At 69.7% G+C, this 17,763-nt stretch carries 21 protein-coding genes; 20 read left to right on the plus strand and 1 reads right to left on the minus strand.

Annotated features, from left to right (window positions below; translation table 11 throughout):
* The first annotated feature begins 3 nt into the window (after positions 1–3).
* The 13 genes from BLT62_RS04965 to glmM all read left to right on the plus strand — a co-directional run bounded on the left by BLT62_RS04965 (position 4) and on the right by glmM (position 10,205).
* Complete coding sequence (locus tag BLT62_RS04965) at positions 4–480, plus strand: peroxiredoxin (RefSeq protein ID WP_083363068.1); 477 nt, start codon at positions 4–6, stop codon at positions 478–480.
* A gap of 55 nt (positions 481–535) precedes the next feature.
* The gene (ptsP, locus tag BLT62_RS04970) at positions 536–2,194 is read left to right on the plus strand and encodes a phosphoenolpyruvate--protein phosphotransferase (RefSeq protein WP_083363069.1); all 1,659 of its coding nucleotides are present in this window, start codon (positions 536–538) and stop codon (positions 2,192–2,194) included.
* Positions 2,195–2,380: 186 nt separating this feature from the next.
* The gene (gene infA, locus BLT62_RS04975) at positions 2,381–2,602 is read left to right on the plus strand and encodes a translation initiation factor IF-1 (RefSeq protein ID WP_021759551.1); all 222 of its coding nucleotides are present in this window, start codon (positions 2,381–2,383) and stop codon (positions 2,600–2,602) included.
* Between the two features lie 69 nt (positions 2,603–2,671).
* On the plus strand, positions 2,672–2,788 hold the full coding sequence (gene rpmJ, locus BLT62_RS04980) for a 50S ribosomal protein L36 (protein ID WP_047405455.1): 117 nt from the start codon (positions 2,672–2,674) through the stop codon (positions 2,786–2,788).
* Between the two features lie 149 nt (positions 2,789–2,937).
* Positions 2,938–3,312 carry a 30S ribosomal protein S13 gene (gene rpsM, locus BLT62_RS04985; protein ID WP_047405457.1) on the plus strand — a complete coding sequence of 125 codons (375 nt, stop codon included), beginning with the start codon at positions 2,938–2,940 and terminating at the stop codon, positions 3,310–3,312.
* A gap of 41 nt (positions 3,313–3,353) precedes the next feature.
* Positions 3,354–3,752 (plus strand): 30S ribosomal protein S11, encoded by a 399-nt coding sequence (rpsK, locus tag BLT62_RS04990; protein ID WP_047405459.1) that lies wholly within the window; start codon positions 3,354–3,356, stop codon positions 3,750–3,752.
* 160 nt (positions 3,753–3,912) lie between these two features.
* Positions 3,913–4,902, plus strand: coding sequence for a DNA-directed RNA polymerase subunit alpha (locus BLT62_RS04995; protein ID WP_083363070.1), 990 nt, complete (start codon positions 3,913–3,915; stop codon positions 4,900–4,902).
* Between the two features lie 65 nt (positions 4,903–4,967).
* On the plus strand, positions 4,968–5,501 hold the full coding sequence (rplQ, locus tag BLT62_RS05000) for a 50S ribosomal protein L17 (protein ID WP_083363071.1): 534 nt from the start codon (positions 4,968–4,970) through the stop codon (positions 5,499–5,501).
* Between the two features lie 123 nt (positions 5,502–5,624).
* Complete coding sequence (locus BLT62_RS05005; protein ID WP_083363072.1) at positions 5,625–6,710, plus strand: GNAT family N-acetyltransferase; 1,086 nt, start codon at positions 5,625–5,627, stop codon at positions 6,708–6,710.
* A gap of 28 nt (positions 6,711–6,738) precedes the next feature.
* Complete coding sequence (truA, locus tag BLT62_RS05010; RefSeq protein WP_083363073.1) at positions 6,739–7,629, plus strand: tRNA pseudouridine(38-40) synthase TruA; 891 nt, start codon at positions 6,739–6,741, stop codon at positions 7,627–7,629.
* 205 nt (positions 7,630–7,834) lie between these two features.
* Positions 7,835–8,281, plus strand: coding sequence for a 50S ribosomal protein L13 (rplM, locus tag BLT62_RS05015; RefSeq protein ID WP_083363074.1), 447 nt, complete (start codon positions 7,835–7,837; stop codon positions 8,279–8,281).
* Positions 8,282–8,333: 52 nt separating this feature from the next.
* Entirely contained in the window at positions 8,334–8,816 is a 483-nt protein-coding gene (gene rpsI, locus BLT62_RS05020) for a 30S ribosomal protein S9 (protein WP_083363075.1), read from the plus strand.
* Positions 8,817–8,843: 27 nt separating this feature from the next.
* Positions 8,844–10,205, plus strand: a complete 1,362-nt coding sequence (gene glmM / locus BLT62_RS05025) for a phosphoglucosamine mutase (RefSeq protein WP_083363076.1) — start codon at positions 8,844–8,846, stop codon at positions 10,203–10,205.
* Between the two features lie 199 nt (positions 10,206–10,404).
* Here the strand turns inward: glmM and coaA are convergent, their stop codons facing one another.
* Positions 10,405–11,358 carry a type I pantothenate kinase gene (gene coaA, locus BLT62_RS05030; RefSeq protein ID WP_083363077.1) on the minus strand — a complete coding sequence of 318 codons (954 nt, stop codon included), beginning with the start codon at positions 11,356–11,358 and terminating at the stop codon, positions 10,405–10,407.
* Positions 11,359–11,442: 84 nt separating this feature from the next.
* Between coaA and glmS the strand changes: the two genes are divergently transcribed.
* Genes glmS through tsaD form a run of 7 tightly spaced genes read left to right on the plus strand, consistent with a single transcriptional unit; the run spans position 11,443 to position 17,751 of the window.
* Positions 11,443–13,293, plus strand: a complete 1,851-nt coding sequence (gene glmS / locus BLT62_RS05035) for a glutamine--fructose-6-phosphate transaminase (isomerizing) (RefSeq protein ID WP_083363078.1) — start codon at positions 11,443–11,445, stop codon at positions 13,291–13,293.
* Between the two features lie 46 nt (positions 13,294–13,339).
* Complete coding sequence (locus BLT62_RS05040; RefSeq protein WP_083363079.1) at positions 13,340–13,708, plus strand: holo-ACP synthase; 369 nt, start codon at positions 13,340–13,342, stop codon at positions 13,706–13,708.
* A gap of 5 nt (positions 13,709–13,713) precedes the next feature.
* On the plus strand, positions 13,714–14,895 hold the full coding sequence (alr, locus tag BLT62_RS05045; protein ID WP_083365311.1) for an alanine racemase: 1,182 nt from the start codon (positions 13,714–13,716) through the stop codon (positions 14,893–14,895).
* Positions 14,892–15,455, plus strand: a complete 564-nt coding sequence (gene tsaE / locus BLT62_RS05050; RefSeq protein WP_407937556.1) for a tRNA (adenosine(37)-N6)-threonylcarbamoyltransferase complex ATPase subunit type 1 TsaE — start codon at positions 14,892–14,894, stop codon at positions 15,453–15,455. Before alr ends, tsaE begins: the two co-directional genes overlap by 4 nt.
* Before the next feature lie 9 nt (positions 15,456–15,464).
* A complete protein-coding gene (gene tsaB, locus BLT62_RS05055) occupies positions 15,465–16,139 on the plus strand; it encodes a tRNA (adenosine(37)-N6)-threonylcarbamoyltransferase complex dimerization subunit type 1 TsaB (RefSeq protein ID WP_083363080.1) in 675 nt (224 codons plus the stop codon).
* Complete coding sequence (gene rimI / locus BLT62_RS05060; protein WP_231919351.1) at positions 16,136–16,660, plus strand: ribosomal protein S18-alanine N-acetyltransferase; 525 nt, start codon at positions 16,136–16,138, stop codon at positions 16,658–16,660. The genes tsaB and rimI overlap by 4 nt, the downstream gene beginning before the upstream one ends.
* The gene (gene tsaD, locus BLT62_RS05065) at positions 16,657–17,751 is read left to right on the plus strand and encodes a tRNA (adenosine(37)-N6)-threonylcarbamoyltransferase complex transferase subunit TsaD (RefSeq protein WP_083363081.1); all 1,095 of its coding nucleotides are present in this window, start codon (positions 16,657–16,659) and stop codon (positions 17,749–17,751) included. Before rimI ends, tsaD begins: the two co-directional genes overlap by 4 nt.
* Positions 17,752–17,763 lie beyond the last annotated feature (12 nt).

The raw sequence follows: 17,763 nt of genomic DNA on the forward strand, positions 1-17,763 counted from the left end.
ATCATGACAAGTCCTGCAGTACTGGCCGTCGCGGGGGAGCCTGCTCCCGACTTCGTCCTGACCGATGCGCGCGGCACGCGACGGGCGCTCAGCGACTATCGCGGCGGGGCCGTCATCCTCTACTTCTACCCGGCGGCGTTCACCCCGGGCTGCACCACCGAGGCCTGCGACTTCCGCGAGAACCTGGCGAGCCTCCAGAGCGCCGGCTACACCGTGCTGGGGGTGTCACCCGATCCGGTGGCGCGCCTCAGCGAGTTCGCCGAGGCGGAGCAGCTGAGCTTCCCCCTGCTGTCCGACGAGGGCGCCCGCGTCGCGAAGGCATGGGGAGCATGGGGCCAGAAGACCCGCGACGGCCAGATCTCAGAGGGGCTGCTCCGCACCACCGCCGTCATCGACGCAGACGGTGTGCTGCAGAGCATCGAGTACCGGGTCGACCCGAACGGGCATGTGGCCCGGCTCCGCGCCGCGCTCGGTATCTGAGCGAGGATCACCGCCACCAATTCACATCATCGGGCCGAGCGGTTAGGGTAGGCCCATGAACGTCAGCGGAACCGGCATTGGAAGCGGAATCGCGATCGGCAGGGTTGTGCGCATGCCCGAGCCGTTGCCGGAGCCGGTGGACAGGCCCAGCGCGCTGAGCCCCGCTGCGGAGAAGGCACGCGCGGCAGAGGCACTGGCCGCGGTCGCCGCCGAGCTCCGCCGCCGCGGCGAGCAGGCGGGCGGCGCGGCAGCAGAGGTGCTCGAAGCCCAGGCCATGTTCGCCGAGGACCCGATGCTGGAGAGCGACCTCGATGCGCGCGTCGACGCCGGCAAGACGGCCGAGCGCGCCGTGCACGAGGCCTACGCCGCCTACCGCGCCCAGCTCCTCGCCCTCGGCGGCTACATGGCCGAGCGCGCCACCGACGTCGACGACGTCTCGCAGCGGGTCATCGCCGAGCTGCTCGGCCAGCCGGCGCCCGGTGTGCCTGACCCCGGCCACCCGTTCGTCCTCGTCGCCCGCGACCTCGCCCCGGCCGACACCGCCACGCTGGACCTCGAGCAGGTGCTCGCCCTCGTCACCATCGGCGGAGGGCCCACCTCGCACACCGCGATCCTCGCCCGCGACAAGGCCATCGTCGCCATTGTCGCCGCCGACGGGGCGAGCGTGCTCCGCGATGGCGACGAGGTCATCGTGGACGCCGAGAACGACCTGCTGGTGACCGACCCGACCCCGGAGGAGCTGGAGGATGCCGAGGCCAGGCGCGCCGCCAGGGCCGCGCGTCTCAGCGCACCGCTCACCCCGGGCGCACTCGCCGACGGCACCCCGGTGCCGCTGCTGGCCAACCTGGGCTCCGCGGACGCCGCGGTCGCCGCGCTGGCGGCCGGTGCAGAAGGCGTCGGGCTGTTCCGCACCGAGTTCCTCTTCCTCGACGCGGCGACCGCGCCGACCGTCGCAGAGCAGCAGCTCGAGTACGGCCGCCTGCTGCAGGCGTTCGACGGCAAGAAGGTCGTCGTGCGCGTGCTCGACGCCGGGGCGGACAAACCGCTCGCCTTCCTGGACGACGGGCACGAGGACAACCCGGCCCTCGGTCTGCGCGGCATTCGCGCGCTGCGCGCCCACGAGGAGATCCTGCGCGATCAGCTGAGCGCGTTGGCCGCCGCCGATGCGGAGGCCAACGCCGACCTCTGGGTGATGGCTCCCATGGTCGCCACCGTGGAGGAGGCCGAGTATTTCAGCGCCCTCGCCCACGAGCTCGGCATCCGGGTGGCCGGTGTGATGGTCGAGGTGCCGTCCGCCGCGCTCCTGGCTGACAGGATCCTGCGGGCGAGCGACTTCGCATCGATCGGCACCAACGACCTGACCCAGTACACGCTGGCCGCCGACCGTCTGCTCGGCACCGTCGCCGCGCTGCAGAGCCCGTGGAACCCGGCCGTGCTCCGCCTGATCGCCGAGGTGGGAGCGGCCGGCCGGGCCAGCGGCAAGCCGGTCGGGATCTGCGGCGAGGCCGCAGCTGATCCGCTGCTGGCCGTCGTGCTCGTCGGCCTCGGCGCGACCACGTTGTCGATGTCGCCCGCTGCGATCGCCGACGTGCGGGCGTCGCTGCTCCGCTTCGACTCCGCGCAGGCCGCGGCCCTGGCCGAGGCGGCGCTGTCGGCCGACGGTGCAGCAGAGGCTCACGCCGCTGCCCGGGCGTACGCCGACGGCATCCGCTGAGCGCACAGATGAGCGGAGTTCGGGAATGATACCCCCTGACTTGGCAAAATCCGTGCTCATCGCATAAGATTGACCCTTGGTGTTTTGTGCACGTTTTGCGTGCCTCAGTTAGCTGTTCCCAGCTGGTCGAAAACACCGGAACAAACGCACGATCAGCATCCATTACTTAGTAGCGACGAAGAGGCTATGGCCAAAAAAGACGGCGTCATCGAAATCGAGGGCTCGGTGGTAGAAGCTCTGCCCAACGCGATGTTTCGCGTAGAGCTCACCAACGGACACAAGGTTCTTGCCCACATCTCGGGCAAGATGCGTCAGCACTACATCCGCATCCTCCCAGAGGACCGCGTGATTGTGGAGCTGAGCCCCTACGACCTGACCCGTGGTCGGATCGTTTACCGCTACAAGTAACGGGCTGCTGGAAGTAACGGCTCGCGGCATCCCGCGAGTACGAAGACAGCGAAAAAACAAGGAACCACAATGAAGGTCAACCCCAGCGTTAAGCCGATCTGCGAGCACTGCAAGGTGATTCGCCGCAACGGCCGCGTCATGGTCATCTGCAAGAGCAACCCGCGCCACAAGCAGCGTCAGGGCTAGTCTCTCCTCCTTCACGGGGCAGATACACAACTCAACACCGCAACGCATTTCCAAGAACCTGAGCGTCTGACGCCCAGGGGACACCCACGGTTGGAGGCCGTGGCACCGGGGATGCACCACACCTCCACTCATCCACAGGAGAAGCCACCATGGCACGTCTTGCAGGCGTAGACATCCCGCGCGAAAAGCGCGTGGAGATCGCACTGACCTACATTTACGGTGTTGGGCGCACGAGTGCGCTCAAGACCCTCGCTGACACCGAGATCGACGGAAACATCCGCGTCAAGGACCTCAGCGACGACCAGCTCGTTGCACTTCGCGACTACATCGAGGGCAACTTCAAGGTAGAGGGTGACCTTCGCCGCGAGGTCGCCGCCGATATCCGCCGCAAGGTTGAGATCGGATCCTACGAGGGCATCCGCCACCGTCGCGGCCTGCCCGTGCGCGGACAGCGCACCAAGACCAACGCTCGTACCCGCAAGGGCCCGAAGCGCACCGTCGCCGGCAAGAAGAAGGCTCGCTAGGCCCCGGCCAGCGACCTCCCCTCTAGGATTCAGGAGAAATCATGGCAGCACCCAAGTCGGCCGCACGTAAGCCACGCAAGAAAGAAAAGAAGAACATTGCTGTGGGCCAGGCCCACATCAAGAGCACCTTCAACAACACGATCGTTTCGATCACCGACCCCAGCGGAGCTGTTATCAGCTGGGCATCGTCCGGCGCCGTCGGCTTCAAGGGTTCGCGCAAGTCGACCCCGTTCGCCGCACAGCTCGCCGCCGAGTCGGCTGCGCGTCAGGCGCAGGAGCACGGCATGAAGAAGGTTGACGTCTTCGTCAAGGGCCCGGGTTCGGGTCGCGAGACGGCGATTCGTTCGCTTCAGGCCGCGGGCCTCGAGGTTGGCTCCATCAACGATGTGACGCCCCAGGCTCACAACGGATGCCGCCCGCCCAAGCGTCGCCGCGTATAACGCACTCTTCGTCCTAGCCTGAGCCTGCCTGGCCCCCCTCGGGGAGCCCGGCAGGCTCGGGCCGTGGACAGTTCCTTACACAATTCAACAACGCCGGGCCAGCTACCCGGTCGACAACGCAAGTGTCATATAGCGGACACTTAGCCGAAAGGAATCAATAGTGCTTATTGCACAGCGTCCAACGCTTACCGAAGAGAACATTTCCGAATTCCGCTCGCGGTTCGTTATCGAGCCCCTCGAGCCCGGCTTCGGTTACACCCTCGGCAACTCGCTTCGCCGCACCCTGCTTTCCTCGATCCCCGGCGCTGCTGTCACCAGCATCCGCATTGATGGCGTTCTCCACGAATTCACCACCGTTCCCGGTGTGAAGGAAGACGTCACCGAGATCATCTTGAACATCAAGGGTCTGGTCGTCTCGAGCGAGCACGACGAGCCCATCACCGCCTACCTGCGCAAGCAGGGCGCCGGTGAGGTCACCGCCGCCGACATCTCGGCTCCGGCCGGCGTCGAGGTGCACAACCCCGAGCTCGTCATCGCGACGCTCAACGACACCGCCAAGTTCGAGCTCGAGCTCACCATCGAGCGCGGCCGCGGCTACGTGTCCGCGACGCAGAACCGCAACGAGTACTCCGAGGCTGGCCAGATTCCGGTCGACTCGATCTACTCGCCCGTTCTCAAGGTGACCTACCGCGTCGAGGCAACTCGTGCCGGTGAGCGCACTGACTTCGACCGCCTCGTGGTCGACGTCGAGACCAAGTCGGCCATCAGCCCGCGCGATGCAATCGCATCCGCTGGTCGTACGCTGACCGAGCTGTTCGGCCTCGCCCGCGAGCTGAACACCGCCGCTGAGGGCATCGAGATCGGCCCGGCTCCTGTCGACGCCGTTCTCTCGAGCGAGCTTTCGATTCCGATCGAAGACCTCGACCTCTCGGTGCGCTCGTACAACTGCCTGAAGCGCGAGGGCATCAACAACGTGAGCGAACTGGTCGCCCTCTCGGAGACCCAGCTCATGAACATCCGCAACTTCGGACAGAAGTCGGTGGATGAGGTCAAGGACAAGCTCGTAGAGCTCGGCCTGTCGCTCAAGGACTCCGTTCCTGGATTCGACGGCGCCCACTTCTACAGCGGCTTCGAAGACGAGACCAACTAGCGTTTCGCGCTACCCGCGGCTCGTCGCAGAGCTTCCCACCACATTTGATACTGGAGACATAGAAAATGCCTAAGCCTACTAAGGGCCCCCGCCTCGGAGGCGGTCCGGCACACGAGCGCCTCATGCTCGCTAACCTGGCTGCCGCCCTGTTCACGCACAAGTCGATCAAGACCACGGAGACCAAGGCCAAGCGCCTGCAGCCCGTTGCTGAGCGCTTTGTGACCTTCGCCAAGAAGGGCGACCTGCACGCACGTCGTCGCGTCCTGGCCAGCATCGGCGACAAGACCGTCGTGCACGAGCTGTTCACCGTGATCGCCCCCCAGGTTGCAGAGCGTGAGGGCGGCTACACCCGCATCACGAAGCTCGGCTTCCGCAAGGGTGACAACGCCCCCATGGTGCAGATCGAGCTCGTTCTCGAGCCCGTCGTCGCCAAGCCGAAGTCGGCCAAGAAGGCCGCTGCTGCTGCAGCTGCCGAGGCTCCCGTCGAGGCACCGGCCGAGGCCGTCGCCCCCGCCGAGGAGACCGTCGAGGTCGTCGAGGCTGAGGCCACCGAGGTTGAGGCCACCGAGGCTCCGGCCGAGGAGAAGGCTGCCGAATAAGGCGCCTCGCTTCACCTGATTCAGCCGAAGGGCCCCGGACACTGTCCGGGGCCCTTCGTCGTGCCCTCCTCCAGGGCCGTGCGGCCCCGGGGCCGGGCGGCGGGCTGGCCTAGGGTGGAAGGCATGAACGCCACGGCCACGTCGACGTCCCTTTCACCCCGGTCACTTTCCTCGCTGAGCGAGCGGGTGAGCGCCCCGGCCGCGCTGCGGATGCCGCGGCACCCGGAGGTGGCGCTCTGGCGGCCCGCATCCCTGGACGACCTGGACGGCATCGCCGCCATGCAGCGCGCGGTCGACGAGGCCGACCACCCCGACTGGTTCACCACGCGCGAGTGGATCGCGGGCAACCTCCGGGCCGCGCACATCGACGCGGCCAGGGACACGCTGGTGGCGCTCGGCGCCGACGGCACCGTGCTGGCCTACGGCGTCGTCGCGGAGGCGCCCGGTGCCGGCGAACGGGTGCAGGTGTACCTGCTGGGCGGCGTGCACCCGCTCTGGCGCGAGCACGGCATCGGCCGGGAACTGATGGCCTGGCAGTACGGCCGCGCCCTGCAGCGGCTCGCGGCATGCGATGCCCGCCTGCCCGGCTGGATCACCGCGTTCCGCGAGGAGGCCAGCCGGGGCGCGATCTCGGTGGCGCTCCGGCTCGGGCTGCGGGTGACCCGCTACTTCAGCACCATGCGCCGGGGGCTCGATGTCGCGATCCCCGCCCTGCCTGCGCCGAGCGGCGTGCGCATCGTGCCGTTCACTGCCGAACTCTCCGCCGGCGCCTTGGAGGCGAGGAACGACGCGTTCCGCGACCACTGGGGCAACCAGCCCAAGGCCGCGGAGTCGTGGGATCAATGGATCACCGGCGACGTCTTCCGCCCCGACCTCTCCTGGCTGGCGGTTGTCGACGAGGCGGGGGACGGCGGCCGTCCGCGAACGCGCGTCGTCGGATTCTCCCTGGCCAGCGTCAACGAGGACGACGGGCATGCCCGGGGCCTCCGCAGCGTGTACATCGACCGGGTCGGGACGGTGCGGAGCCATCGCGGCCGGGGCATTGCGCCGGCCTGCATCGCCGCAACGCTCCGTGCCGCCCAGGAGGCCGGGCTGGAGCTGGCGATCCTCGACGTCGACGCCGACAGCCCGACCCAGGCGCACACCCTGTACGAACGGCTCGGCTTCCGGGCGGGGGAGCGGCGGCTCGCCCTCGTCTCGGTCTTCTGAGATTCGACTGTCTCCTAGACTTGATGCCGTGAGTGAGCAGTTTCAGGCGGACGGCGTCCGCATCCGCCTCGATATCGCCTACGACGGAACGAACTTCAACGGCTGGGGAATTCAACCGATCCTGCGCACCGTGCAGGGCGACATCGAGTCGGCGCTGGCCACGATCCTGCAGCGGAATCCGCCCATTCCGCGGCTCACCGTCGCCGGCCGCACGGATGCCGGCGTGCACGCCACCGGCCAGGTCGCGCACCTCGACCTCAGCCCGGAGCAGGCCGACAGCCTGCTCCGCCCACCGCGCGGTCGGAACGCGCGGGCGGCCGACACCGACGCCGCCGCGGCCCTGGCGCGGCGCCTGAACGGCATCCTGGGCCAGCGCGGCGAGATCGTCATCACGGCCGCGAGCATCGCCCCGGAGGGCTTCGACGCCCGCTTCGGCGCGCTCTGGCGCCGCTACGAGTACCGCATCGCCGACGCCGAATCGCTGCGCGACCCGCTGCAGCGCACGCGGACGACGTGGCTGCCCGGCCGGCACGACATCGCCCCAATGGAACAGGTGGCGCAGGCGCTCTGCGGGTTGCACGACTTCGCCGCCTACTGCAAGCCCAAGCCGATGGCCACCACCATCCGCACCCTGCAGACCTTCTCCTGGCGGCGCGACGACGACGGCGTGCTCGTCGCCTCGCTGCAGGCCGATGCCTTCTGCCACAGCATGGTGCGGGCGCTCGTCGGCGGCTGCGTCGCGGTCGGGGAGGGCCGGATGAGCGTCGAGCGCCTGCTCGAGCTGCGCGACGCGAGAGAGCGCACCGCCGCGTTCAAGGTGATGCCCGCGCGCGGGCTCGTGCTGACCCAGGTCGGCTACCCCGATGACGCCGCCCTCGCGCTGCGGGCCGCCGAGACGCGCGCCCACCGCGCGCTCTAGGAGCGGCATCCGCCCGCGAAGCGCCCCCGGCAATCGACCGGGCGAATTGCCTGCAGGCCTCCGACCGTCTAGTATTGATCCTTGGTGTCTCGGCTAGCTGGCCGGGCCCCCGAACGTGAGCCCTCCATCGTTTGTGTTCCATCTGGAACACGCCCGGAGCGGGATTCACGAACACCTCCGTTCGACACAGAAAGCAGCCACTACAGTGACGCGCACTTACACCCCGAAGGCTTCCGAAGTTTCGCGCAGCTGGGTCATCATTGACGCAGCTGACGTCGTTCTCGGCCGTCTCGCAAGCCACGCCGCAGTGATCCTCCGCGGCAAGAACAAGGCGACCTTCACCCCCCACATGGACATGGGTGACTTCGTCATCATCATCAACGCCGACAAGGTCGCCCTCACCGGCGCCAAGCTCGACCAGAAGAAGGCCTACCGCCACTCGGGTTACCCGGGCGGACTGACGGCCGTCACCTACTCCGAGCTGCTCGAGAAGAACCCCGAGCGCGCCGTCGAGAAGGCGATCCGCGGAATGCTGCCGAAGAACTCCATCGGCCGCGCTCAGCTCAAGAAGCTCAAGGTCTACGCAGGCTCCGAGCACCCGCACGCCGCGCAGCAGCCGGTGCCGTACACCCTGACCCAGGTCGCTCAGTAGAGCACCTCGGCCCCAGACTTCTCGACTTCTAAGACAAAGGATTACCACCATCGTGGCTACGATCGCAGACCAGATTGACGCTCCGGAGAGCTACTCCACCGAGACGCCGGCCGAGGCAGCCCCCAAGGCTCCCCGCGCCGTGCTGAACGTTGGCGGCGCAGCCGTCGGCCGTCGCAAGCAGGCCATCGCCCGCGTGCGCCTCGTTCCCGGCTCGGGCACGCTCAGCGTGAACAAGCGCGAGTTCGCCGAGTACTTCCCCAACAAGCTGCACCAGCAGCTCATCACCGACCCCTTCAAGGTGCTCGACCTCGTCGGCGCCTACGACGTGGTCGCCAAGGTCACCGGCGGCGGCCCCTCGGGCCAGGCTGGCGCACTGCGCCTCGCCATCGCGCGTGCACTCAACGAGATCGACCGCGAGAACAACCGCGCGATCCTGAAGAAGGCCGGCTTCCTCACTCGTGACGCACGCGTCATCGAGCGCAAGAAGGCTGGTCTCAAGAAGGCCCGCAAGGCCTCGCAGTTCTCGAAGCGCTAACCGGCGTTTCACAGGGAGTATCAGGCTTTGCCTCGACTCTTTGGCACGGACGGCGTCCGGGGCCTGGCCAACCGTGAACTCACGGCTGACCTGGCCCTGGGCCTCGCCCAGGCCGCTGCAGCGGTGCTCACCAAGGGGCACCACGCAGAAGAACGCGCCGCCTCCGGGCGTCGGCCCGTCGCGGTCGTCGCTCGCGACCCGCGCATATCCGGTGAGTTCCTCACCGCCGCCGTTTCGGCCGGACTTGCCTCCTCTGGCGTCGATGTTCTCGACGCCGGGGTGCTGCCCACTCCCGCCGCGGCCTTCCTGATCGCCGACATCGGCGCAGACTTCGGTGTGATGCTCTCCGCATCGCACAACCCCGCCCCCGACAACGGCATCAAGTTCTTTGCCTTCGGCGGCACCAAGCTTCCGGATGAGGTCGAGGACCGCATCGAGGACTACCTCCACAAGGAGGTGCTGCTGCCCACCGGCGGCGACGTCGGCCGCATCCGCCGGTTCGCGGATGCCGAGGACCGCTACGTCCTGCACCTGCTCAGCACGCTGCCGAACCGCCTCGAGGGCATCCACGTCGTCCTCGACTGTGCGCACGGCGCGGCATCCGGCGTCTCGCCCGAGGTGTTCACCATGGCCGGCGCCACCGTGACGCTGATCGGCGCAGACCCCGACGGCATGAACATCAACGACGGTGTCGGCTCCACGCACCTCGACAACCTGGCCAAGGCCGTGCTCGAGCACGGCGCTGACGTCGGCATCGCCCACGACGGCGACGCGGACCGCTGCCTGGCCGTCGACCACGAGGGCAATATCATCGATGGTGACCAGATCATGGCCATCCTCGCGTTGGCGATGAAGGAACGCGGCCACCTCACCAAGGACACCCTCGTCGCGACGGTGATGAGCAATCTCGGCCTGCGCAAGGCGATGGCCGCCAACGACATCACCATGGTCGAGACCAAGGTCGGCGACCGCTACGTGCTCGAGGAGCTGAACGCCGACGGCCTCGCCCTGGGCGGCGAGCAGTCCGGCCACGTGATCATGACCGAGTATGCGACGACCGGCGACGGCGTGCTGACCGGCCTGCACCTGGTGGCCGAGATGGCTCGCACCGGCAAGTCCATCGCCGAGCTCGCCAGCGTGATGACGGTGTTCCCGCAGATCCTCGTGAACGTGCGCGGCGTCAACCACACGGCCATGCACGGCGACGAGGGCATCGCGGAGGCCGTGCGTGCCGCCGAAGCCGAGCTGGGCGACACCGGGCGCGTGCTGCTGCGACCCTCCGGCACCGAGCCGATGGTGCGCGTCATGGTGGAGGCGGCCGACCAGGCCACCGCCGACCGGCTCGCCCACAGCCTCGCCGACGTCGTGCGCGAGCGTCTCCCGCTCTAGCGCGACCAGCCGCGGCCGACTCGGCCTGTGCCGGTCGGGCCCACCCGGGCTCGAGCAGGCGCAGCCGCAGCCGATTGGCGGACGCGGGGGCCGGCGCCGCGCGAAACGGGCGCCGCGCGCGGCGTGGTGCGTGGCGCATCCGCGAACCGGCTTGAGCTGATCGCCGCCCGTCCGGCCGCGCAGGCAGCCCTCTCTGCGGCTAGAGCTTGCGGAGCAGGACGCTGGAGACGGCGTGGTCCGAGTCCTTGCGCAGCACGAGGGTGGCGCGGGAGCGCGTCGGCCGGATGTTCTGCAACAGGTTCGGCTCATTGATGCTCTGCCAGATGCCGCGGGCCCGGGCGCGGGCCTCGTCTTCCGAGAGCTCGGCAAAGCGGTGGAAGTAGGACTTCGGGTTGCTGAACGCGCCGCGCTGCAGCTTGAGGAAGCGCTCCTCGTACCAGCGCGCGATGTCGGAGGTGCGGGCGTCGACGTAGACCGTGAAGTCGAACAGGTCGCTCACGGCCAGGCGGTGCCCGGGGGAGGGCGGCTGGAGCACGTTCAGGCCCTCGACGATGAGCACGTCGGGCTGGCGGACGGTGATCTGGGCGTCCGGCACGATGTCGTAGCTGAGGTGCGAGTAGAAGGGCGCCTTGACCTCCGGAGCGCCCGACTTCACCTCGCTGACGAAGCGCAGCAGCGCCCGCCGGTCGTAGGACTCGGGGAAGCCCTTGCGCGACATCAGGCCGCGGCGCTCGAGCTCGGCGTTGGGCAGCAGGAATCCGTCGGTGGTGACCAGCTCGACGCGGGGGGTGTCCTCCCAACGGGCGAGCAGCTCGCGCAGGAGCCTGGCGATCGTCGACTTGCCGACGGCGACCGAACCGGCCACGCCGATCACGAACGGCGTCGTCGCCGCCCGCTCGCCGAGGAAGTCGCTCGTGGCCCGGTGCAGCTGGCGCGTGCCGGCGACGTAGAGGTTGAGCAGGCGGCTGAGCGGTAGGTAGACATCGGTCACCTCGGCGAGGTTCAGCGGCTCGCCCAAACCGCGCAACTGCACCAGTTCGGTCTCCTGCAGGGGGAGGCGGGTCGAGGAGGCCAGTTCGGCCCAATCGGCTCGCTCCAGCTCCACAAAGGGTGAGTTGTGGCCGTTGCCATTCTGGTTGCGCTGCTCGGCCATAGCCCCCGAGTTTACGTGCACAGAGGTGCCCCCATCGAGCCATGCCCTGCTCTTTCAGGAATAACTCCACTAAAATCATGCTTCATGTGCGGAATCGTTGGATATGTCGGTGACAAGAAGAGCCTCGAGGTACTCGTTGGCGGGCTGCGACGACTGGAGTACCGCGGCTATGACTCGGCCGGTGTCGCCGTGATCGACGACCATGGCGAGCTCGGCGTTGCCAAGAAGTCCGGCAAGCTGGTCAAGCTCACCGACGAACTCGCCGCGCACCCGATCGGCGACGGCCGCGCCGGAATCGGCCACACCCGCTGGGCCACCCACGGTGGGCCGACGGATGTCAACGCGCACCCGCACCTCGGCGACGACGGCAAGCTGGCGCTGATCCACAACGGCATCATCGAGAACTTCTCCGAGCTCAAGGCCGAGCTGCTGGCCGAGGGCTACAGCTTCACCAGCGAGACCGACACCGAGGTCGCCGCCGCGCTGCTCGGTCGCGAGTACCGCGCCACCGGCGATCTGCGCACCGCCTTCCAGAGCACGGTCCGACGCCTGGACGGCGCCTTCACGCTGCTCGCCCTGCACAGCGACGAGCCGAACCTCGTCGTCGGTGCCCGCCGCAACTCGCCCCTCGTGATCGGCATCGGCGACGGCGAGAACTTCCTCGGCTCCGACGTCGCCGCGTTCGTGCAGTACACCCGCACCGCGATGGCCGTCGGCCAGGACCAGATCGTCGCGATCACCCCCGAGTCCGTCACCGTCACCGACTTCGCCGGGGCTCCCGTCGAGATGGAGACCTTCCAGGTGGAGTGGGACGCCGCAGCGGCTGACAAGGGCGGCTGGTCCAGCTTCATGGCCAAGGAGGTCGCCGAGCAGCCCGACGCCGTCGCCAACACGCTGCGTGGCCGCATCGTCGGCGACGCCGTCGTGGTCCCGGAACTCACGGCCTTCGGCGACGAGGTGCTGGCCGGCATCCGCCGCATCGTGATCATCGCCTGCGGCACGGCCGCCTACGCCGGCATGACCGCGCAGTACGCGATCGAGAAGTGGGCGCGCGTGCCCGTGACCATCGAGCTGAGCCACGAGTTCCGCTACCGCGAGCCCGTCATCACCGACGACACCCTGGTCATCTCGATCAGCCAGTCCGGCGAGACCATGGACACCCTGATGGCCGTCAAGTACGCCCGCGAGGCCGGTGCCCGCGTGATCTCCATTTGCAACACTCAGGGCGCCACGATTCCGCGCGAGTCGGATGCCGTCGTGTACACGCACGCCGGCCCGGAGGTCGCCGTGGCATCCACCAAGGCCTTCGTGGCACAGATCACCGCCCTCTACCTCTTCGGCCTGCACCTGGCCCGCGTGCGCGGCACGCTGAGCGCGGCCGAGCAGGCCGTGCAGGTGGGCGAGCTCACCGCCGTGCCGGCGAAGATCGCCACGGTGCTGGAGTCCAGCGCCTCGATCGCGCAGCTCGCGCACTGGATGGCGGACACCCGCTCCGTGCTGTTCCTCGGCCGCAACGTCGGGTTCCCCATCGCCATGGAGGGCGCGCTGAAGCTCAAGGAGCTCGCATACATCCACGCAGAGGGCTTTGCCGCCGGCGAGCTCAAGCACGGCCCGATCGCGCTGATCGAGCCCGGTCAGCCCGTTTTCGTCGTCGTGCCGAGCCCGCGCGGCTCCGCGAGCCTGCACCCCAAGGTCGTCTCCAACATCCAGGAGATCCGCGCCCGCGGCGCCCGGGTGATCGCGATCGCCGAGCAGGGCGACGCCGCCGTGCTTCCCTTCGCCGACGAGGTCGTGCACATTCCGCTGGCCGCACCCCTGTTCGAGCCGCTACTGGCCGTCATCCCGCTGCAGATCTTCGCAATGGAGCTCTCCATCGCCAAGGGCCTGGACGTCGACCAGCCGCGCAACCTCGCCAAGTCCGTCACGGTTGAGTAGGCGCGGCTAGCGGCGTGCGAAAGCTGCCAGAGCAAGGCGAGGCACAGTGATCATCGGAATCGGTGTCGACGTCGTCGACCTCGCCCGGTTCGAGCGCGCCATCGCGCGGACCCCGCGGCTCCTCGAGCGCTTGTTCGCTGAGAGCGAACGGGGCCGCTCTGCCTCGTCGCTGGCCGCCCGGTTCGCCGCGAAAGAGGCGCTGATCAAGGCGCTCGGCGGCCCGGGCACCCTGCGCTGGCACGACATGGAGGTCGTCAACGACGAGCACGGCAACCCCGGATTCGCGCTGCACGGCGCGACGGCCGCCGAGGCCGCCGCGCGCGGCATCAACCGCGTGCACCTCTCGATGACCCACGACGCCGGCATCGCCACCGCGTTCGTCATCGCGGAGGCTGGCGCGCCATCAACGATATGAACGACATGAACGACACACACGAGAAGACCGACACCCCGCGCACCGGCAACAGCGAGCGGGCGGAGGGCACCTTCCGCTCGGCTCGGATCGACCTGGACGCGGTGCGGAGGAACCTGGCCGCCGTGCGCGACTTCGTCGGCCGCGGCGTCGACACGGCTCCGCGCGTGATGGCCGTGGTCAAGGCGAACGCCTACGGGCACGGTGCCATCGCCGTCGCAGCGGCGGCACAGGAGGCCGGGGCGGACTGGCTCGGCGTCGCCGACATCGGCGAGGCGCTCGAGCTGCGCCGGAACGGAATCACCGCGCCGTTGCTCGCCTGGCTGCACGGCCCGGACGCCGACTTCTCCGCCGCGATCGAGGCCGGGGTCGGCCTCGGCATCTCCTCGGCCGCCCAGCTGCGCCAGGTCACGGATGCGGCGGCTGCCCTGTCGCGCACGGCATCCGTGCAGCTCAAGCTCGACAGCGGCCTCAGCCGCAACGGCCTGCCGGAGTCCGACTGGGCAGCCGTCTTCGCCGCCGCCCGCGCGGCGGAGCTCACGGGCTCGATCACCGTCGACGGGCTGTTCAGCCACCTCGCCAACGCCTCGGCTGAGGCCGACGCCGCCCAGTGCGCGCAGTTCGACACGGGCATCGCCGCCGCCCGCCGGGCGGGCCTGAACCCCACGCTGCTGCACATCGCGGCGACCGCCGCCGCACTCACCGAGCCGGCCGCGCGGTACACGATGGTGCGCATCGGCATCGGCCTGTACGGCCTCTCGCCCTGGGGCGACGGGCTGCCGGACGGCCTGGAGCTCACCCCCGTCATGACCCTGGCCGCCCGGGTCGCCGCCGTGCGCCGCGTCAGAGCAGGCACCGCCGCGAGCTATGACTACACTTGGCGGGCCGAGCGGGAGACCACCCTCGCGCTCGTTCCGCTCGGCTACGCCGACGGCATCCCGCGCCAGGCCTCCGGGCGGGCCTCCGTGTCGGTCAACGGCGCGCAGTACCCGATCGTCGGGCGCGTGGCGATGGACCAGTTCATCGTCGACGTCGGCGACGCCGCCGTGCAGGTCGGCGACGAGGTCGTGCTGTTCGGCGATCCCCGCAGCGGCGTGCCGAGCGCCGAGGACTGGGCGGATGCCGCGGGCACCATCAACTACGAGATCGTCACCAGGATCGGCCAGCGCGTGCCGCGGAGCATCCGGTGATCACCCGCAGCGTCCCCACCGCCGAGGGCATGCACGCGTTCGGGCTCTCGCTCGCCGCCGAGCTGCGGGCCGGCGACCTGCTGGTGCTGGACGGGCCGCTCGGAGCGGGCAAGACCACGTTCACCCGCGGACTCGGCGAGGGCCTCGGCATCCGCGGCACCGTGACCAGCCCGACGTTCGTGCTGGCGCGCACCCACCCGAGCGTCGTCGGCGGTCCCGCCCTCGTGCACGTGGACGCCTACCGGCTGAGCGACCCGATGGAGCTCGACGACCTCGACATCGACTACGCGCACTCCGTCGTCGTGGTGGAGTGGGGAGCCGGCATGCTCGACGGGGTGAGCGAGTCGTGGCTGGAGCTGCGGCTGCAGCGGCCGATGGGGGCGGGCGACGAGCAGTCGGGCGCCGAGTCGGAAACCGAGTCCGAGGCCGACGAGCCGCGCACCGTGACGATCGCCGGTTTCGGCCCGCGCTGGGCGGGCACCGAGTATGCCGGCACCGAGTATGCCGGCATCCCGGACGCGGAGCCCGGCGCGGAGCCCGGCGCGGAGCCCAGCGCGTAGGCTGGAGGGATGCTTCTCGCGATCGATACCTCCGCAGGAACAAGCGTCGCCATCGTCGACCGTGACCGGGGGATCCTCGCGGAGCGCTCCGAGGCCGACACCATGCGCCACGCCGAGGTGATCGGCGGCATGATCCAGGCCGTGCTCGACGAGTCGGCGGTCGCCCGCGCCGAGCTCTCCGGCGTCGTCGCCGGAATGGGGCCCGGCCCCTTCACCGGCCTGCGGGTCGGGATCGCCGCCGCGCGCACCTTCGCGCTCGCGCTCGGCCGGCCGCTCGTGCCCATCGTCAGCCACGACGCCATCGCGTTCGCGCACTTCGCCGCCGACGCCGCCGCCCAAGCCGCCGGCGCGCGCACGGCCCCGCTGCTCGTCGTCACCGACGCCCGCCGCCGCGAGGTGTACTGGAGCGCCTACTCCGGCGTCGACGAGCTCGGCCTGCCGGTGCGGCTGGACGGCCCCGGCCTGGCCAAGCCGGAAGCGCTGCCCGCCCTGGCCCTCGACGCATTCGGCGCATTCGACGGTGCATTCGAGCGGCTGGACGCCGCCGAGATCTCGGCCGGCGCCCTCGGCATGGTCGCCGAGCTGAGCTTCGCGGCCGGCCGCCCCTTCGCCGCCGACGAGCCGCTCTACCTGCGCTCGCCCGACGTCACCCCGTCCAACGGCCCCAAGCGGGTCACCCGGTGACCTGGCAGCTGCGCCGGGCCGGCCTGGCCGACGTGCCGGCGATCATGGCGATCGAGAACGCGATGTTCCCGAGCGACGCCTGGTCGACGGATGCCATGGCCCGCGACGTCGCCGACCCGCACTGCTACTACCTGGTGGCCTTCCCGCCCGACGCGCCGGAGCAGATCGAGGCCTACGCCGGCCTGCTCGCCCCGCGCGGGGCGCCGGAGGCCGACATCCAGACCATCGCGGTCACCACCGCCGCGCAGGGCCGCGGCCTCGGCCGGGTGCTCATGCTGCGCCTCATCGACGAGGCCAGGGCCCGGGGCGCCCGCGAGGTGTTCCTCGAGGTGCGCGCAGACAACCCCGGCGCGATCCACCTCTACACCTCGCTCGGCTTCGCCGAACTCGGCGTGCGCCGCGGCTACTACAAGCCAGACAACGTCGACGCCATCGTGATGCGCCTGAACATCCCCGCGCCCCAGGCCGCCCTGGCCGAGCCGAGCCCGAACACCACCACCCCGCTGGAGACCAACTCGTGAGCAGCCCGTCGCACACACCACTGAACCGCACCGACCCGCTCGTGCTCGGCATCGAGACCAGCTGCGACGAGACGGGCATCGGCATCGTGCGCGGCACCACGCTCCTGGCGAACGTCATCGCCTCCTCGATGGACGAGCACGCCCGCTACGGGGGCGTCGTGCCCGAGGTGGCCGCACGGGCCCACCTGGAGGAGATGAGCCCGGCGATCCACGCGGCGCTCGCCGAGGCCGGCATCCGCCTGGACGAGATCGACGCCGTCTCCGTGACCAGCGGCCCCGGCCTGGCCGGCGCCCTGATGGTCGGCGTGGGAGCCGCGAAGGCCCTCGCGATCGCCCTGGACAAGCCGATCTACGCCGTCAACCACCTCGTCGGCCACGTCGGGGCCGACCTGCTCGCCACCGGCGCGGACGGAGCCTCCGAGCCGCTGCAGTACCCGACGATCGCGCTGCTCGTCTCGGGCGGGCACACCTCGCTGCTGCTCGTGCGCGACCTGACCGGGGACGTCGAGCTGCTCGGCGAGACCATCGACGACGCGGCAGGGGAGGCCTTCGACAAGGTCGCCAGGGTGCTCGGCCTGCCCTACCCCGGCGGTCCGCACATCGACCGGCTCGCCGCGGAGGGCAACCCGAGGGCGATCCGCTTCCCGCGCGGGCTCACCTTGCCCAAGGACATGGCCAAGCACCGCTACGACTTCAGCTTCTCCGGGCTGAAGACGGCCGTCGCGCGGTGGGTCGAGAAGGCCCAGGATGCCGGCGAGGAGGTGCCGGTGGCCGACGTCGCGGCCAGCTTCCGCGAGGCGGTCGTCGACGTGTTGCTCGGCAAGGCGATCGCCGCCTGCGCCGACTACGGCGTTCCCCGCTTGCTGCTCGGCGGCGGCGTCGTCGCCAACGCCCGGGTGCGCGAGCTCGCGGCGGAGCGGACGGCCGCGGCCGGCATCGAGCTGCGCATCCCGCCGCTCAGCCTGTGCACCGACAACGGTGCGATGATCGCCGCGCTCGGGGCACAGATGATCATGGCCGGCAATGAGCCGAGCTCGCTGGGCTTCGGCGCCGACTCCACACTGCCCGTCACCGAGATTCAGGTGCGCTGAGCGCCCTCCCTC

The sequence above is a fragment of the Microterricola viridarii genome (genome assembly GCF_900104895.1).
Lineage (GTDB): Bacteria > Actinomycetota > Actinomycetes > Actinomycetales > Microbacteriaceae > Microterricola > Microterricola viridarii.

Bases quoted from the DNA above. Each gene is read 5' to 3' on its own strand.
- BLT62_RS04965 (WP_083363068.1), top strand. From the start codon at position 4: ATGACAAGTCCTGCAGTACTGGCCGTCGCGGGGGAGCCTGCTCCCGAC.
- ptsP (WP_083363069.1), top strand. From the start codon at position 536: ATGAACGTCAGCGGAACCGGCATTGGAAGCGGAATCGCGATCGGCAGG.
- coaA (WP_083363077.1), bottom strand. From the start codon at position 11,358: ATGGCCGAGCAGCGCAACCAGAATGGCAACGGCCACAACTCACCCTTT.
- rpsM (WP_047405457.1), top strand. From the start codon at position 2,938: ATGGCACGTCTTGCAGGCGTAGACATCCCGCGCGAAAAGCGCGTGGAG.
- infA (WP_021759551.1), top strand. From the start codon at position 2,381: ATGGCCAAAAAAGACGGCGTCATCGAAATCGAGGGCTCGGTGGTAGAA.
- rpmJ (WP_047405455.1), top strand. From the start codon at position 2,672: ATGAAGGTCAACCCCAGCGTTAAGCCGATCTGCGAGCACTGCAAGGTG.
- glmS (WP_083363078.1), top strand. From the start codon at position 11,443: ATGTGCGGAATCGTTGGATATGTCGGTGACAAGAAGAGCCTCGAGGTA.
- rpsK (WP_047405459.1), top strand. From the start codon at position 3,354: ATGGCAGCACCCAAGTCGGCCGCACGTAAGCCACGCAAGAAAGAAAAG.
- alr (WP_083365311.1), top strand. From the start codon at position 13,714: ATGAACGACACACACGAGAAGACCGACACCCCGCGCACCGGCAACAGC.
- rplQ (WP_083363071.1), top strand. From the start codon at position 4,968: ATGCCTAAGCCTACTAAGGGCCCCCGCCTCGGAGGCGGTCCGGCACAC.
- tsaB (WP_083363080.1), top strand. From the start codon at position 15,465: ATGCTTCTCGCGATCGATACCTCCGCAGGAACAAGCGTCGCCATCGTC.
- BLT62_RS05005 (WP_083363072.1), top strand. From the start codon at position 5,625: ATGAACGCCACGGCCACGTCGACGTCCCTTTCACCCCGGTCACTTTCC.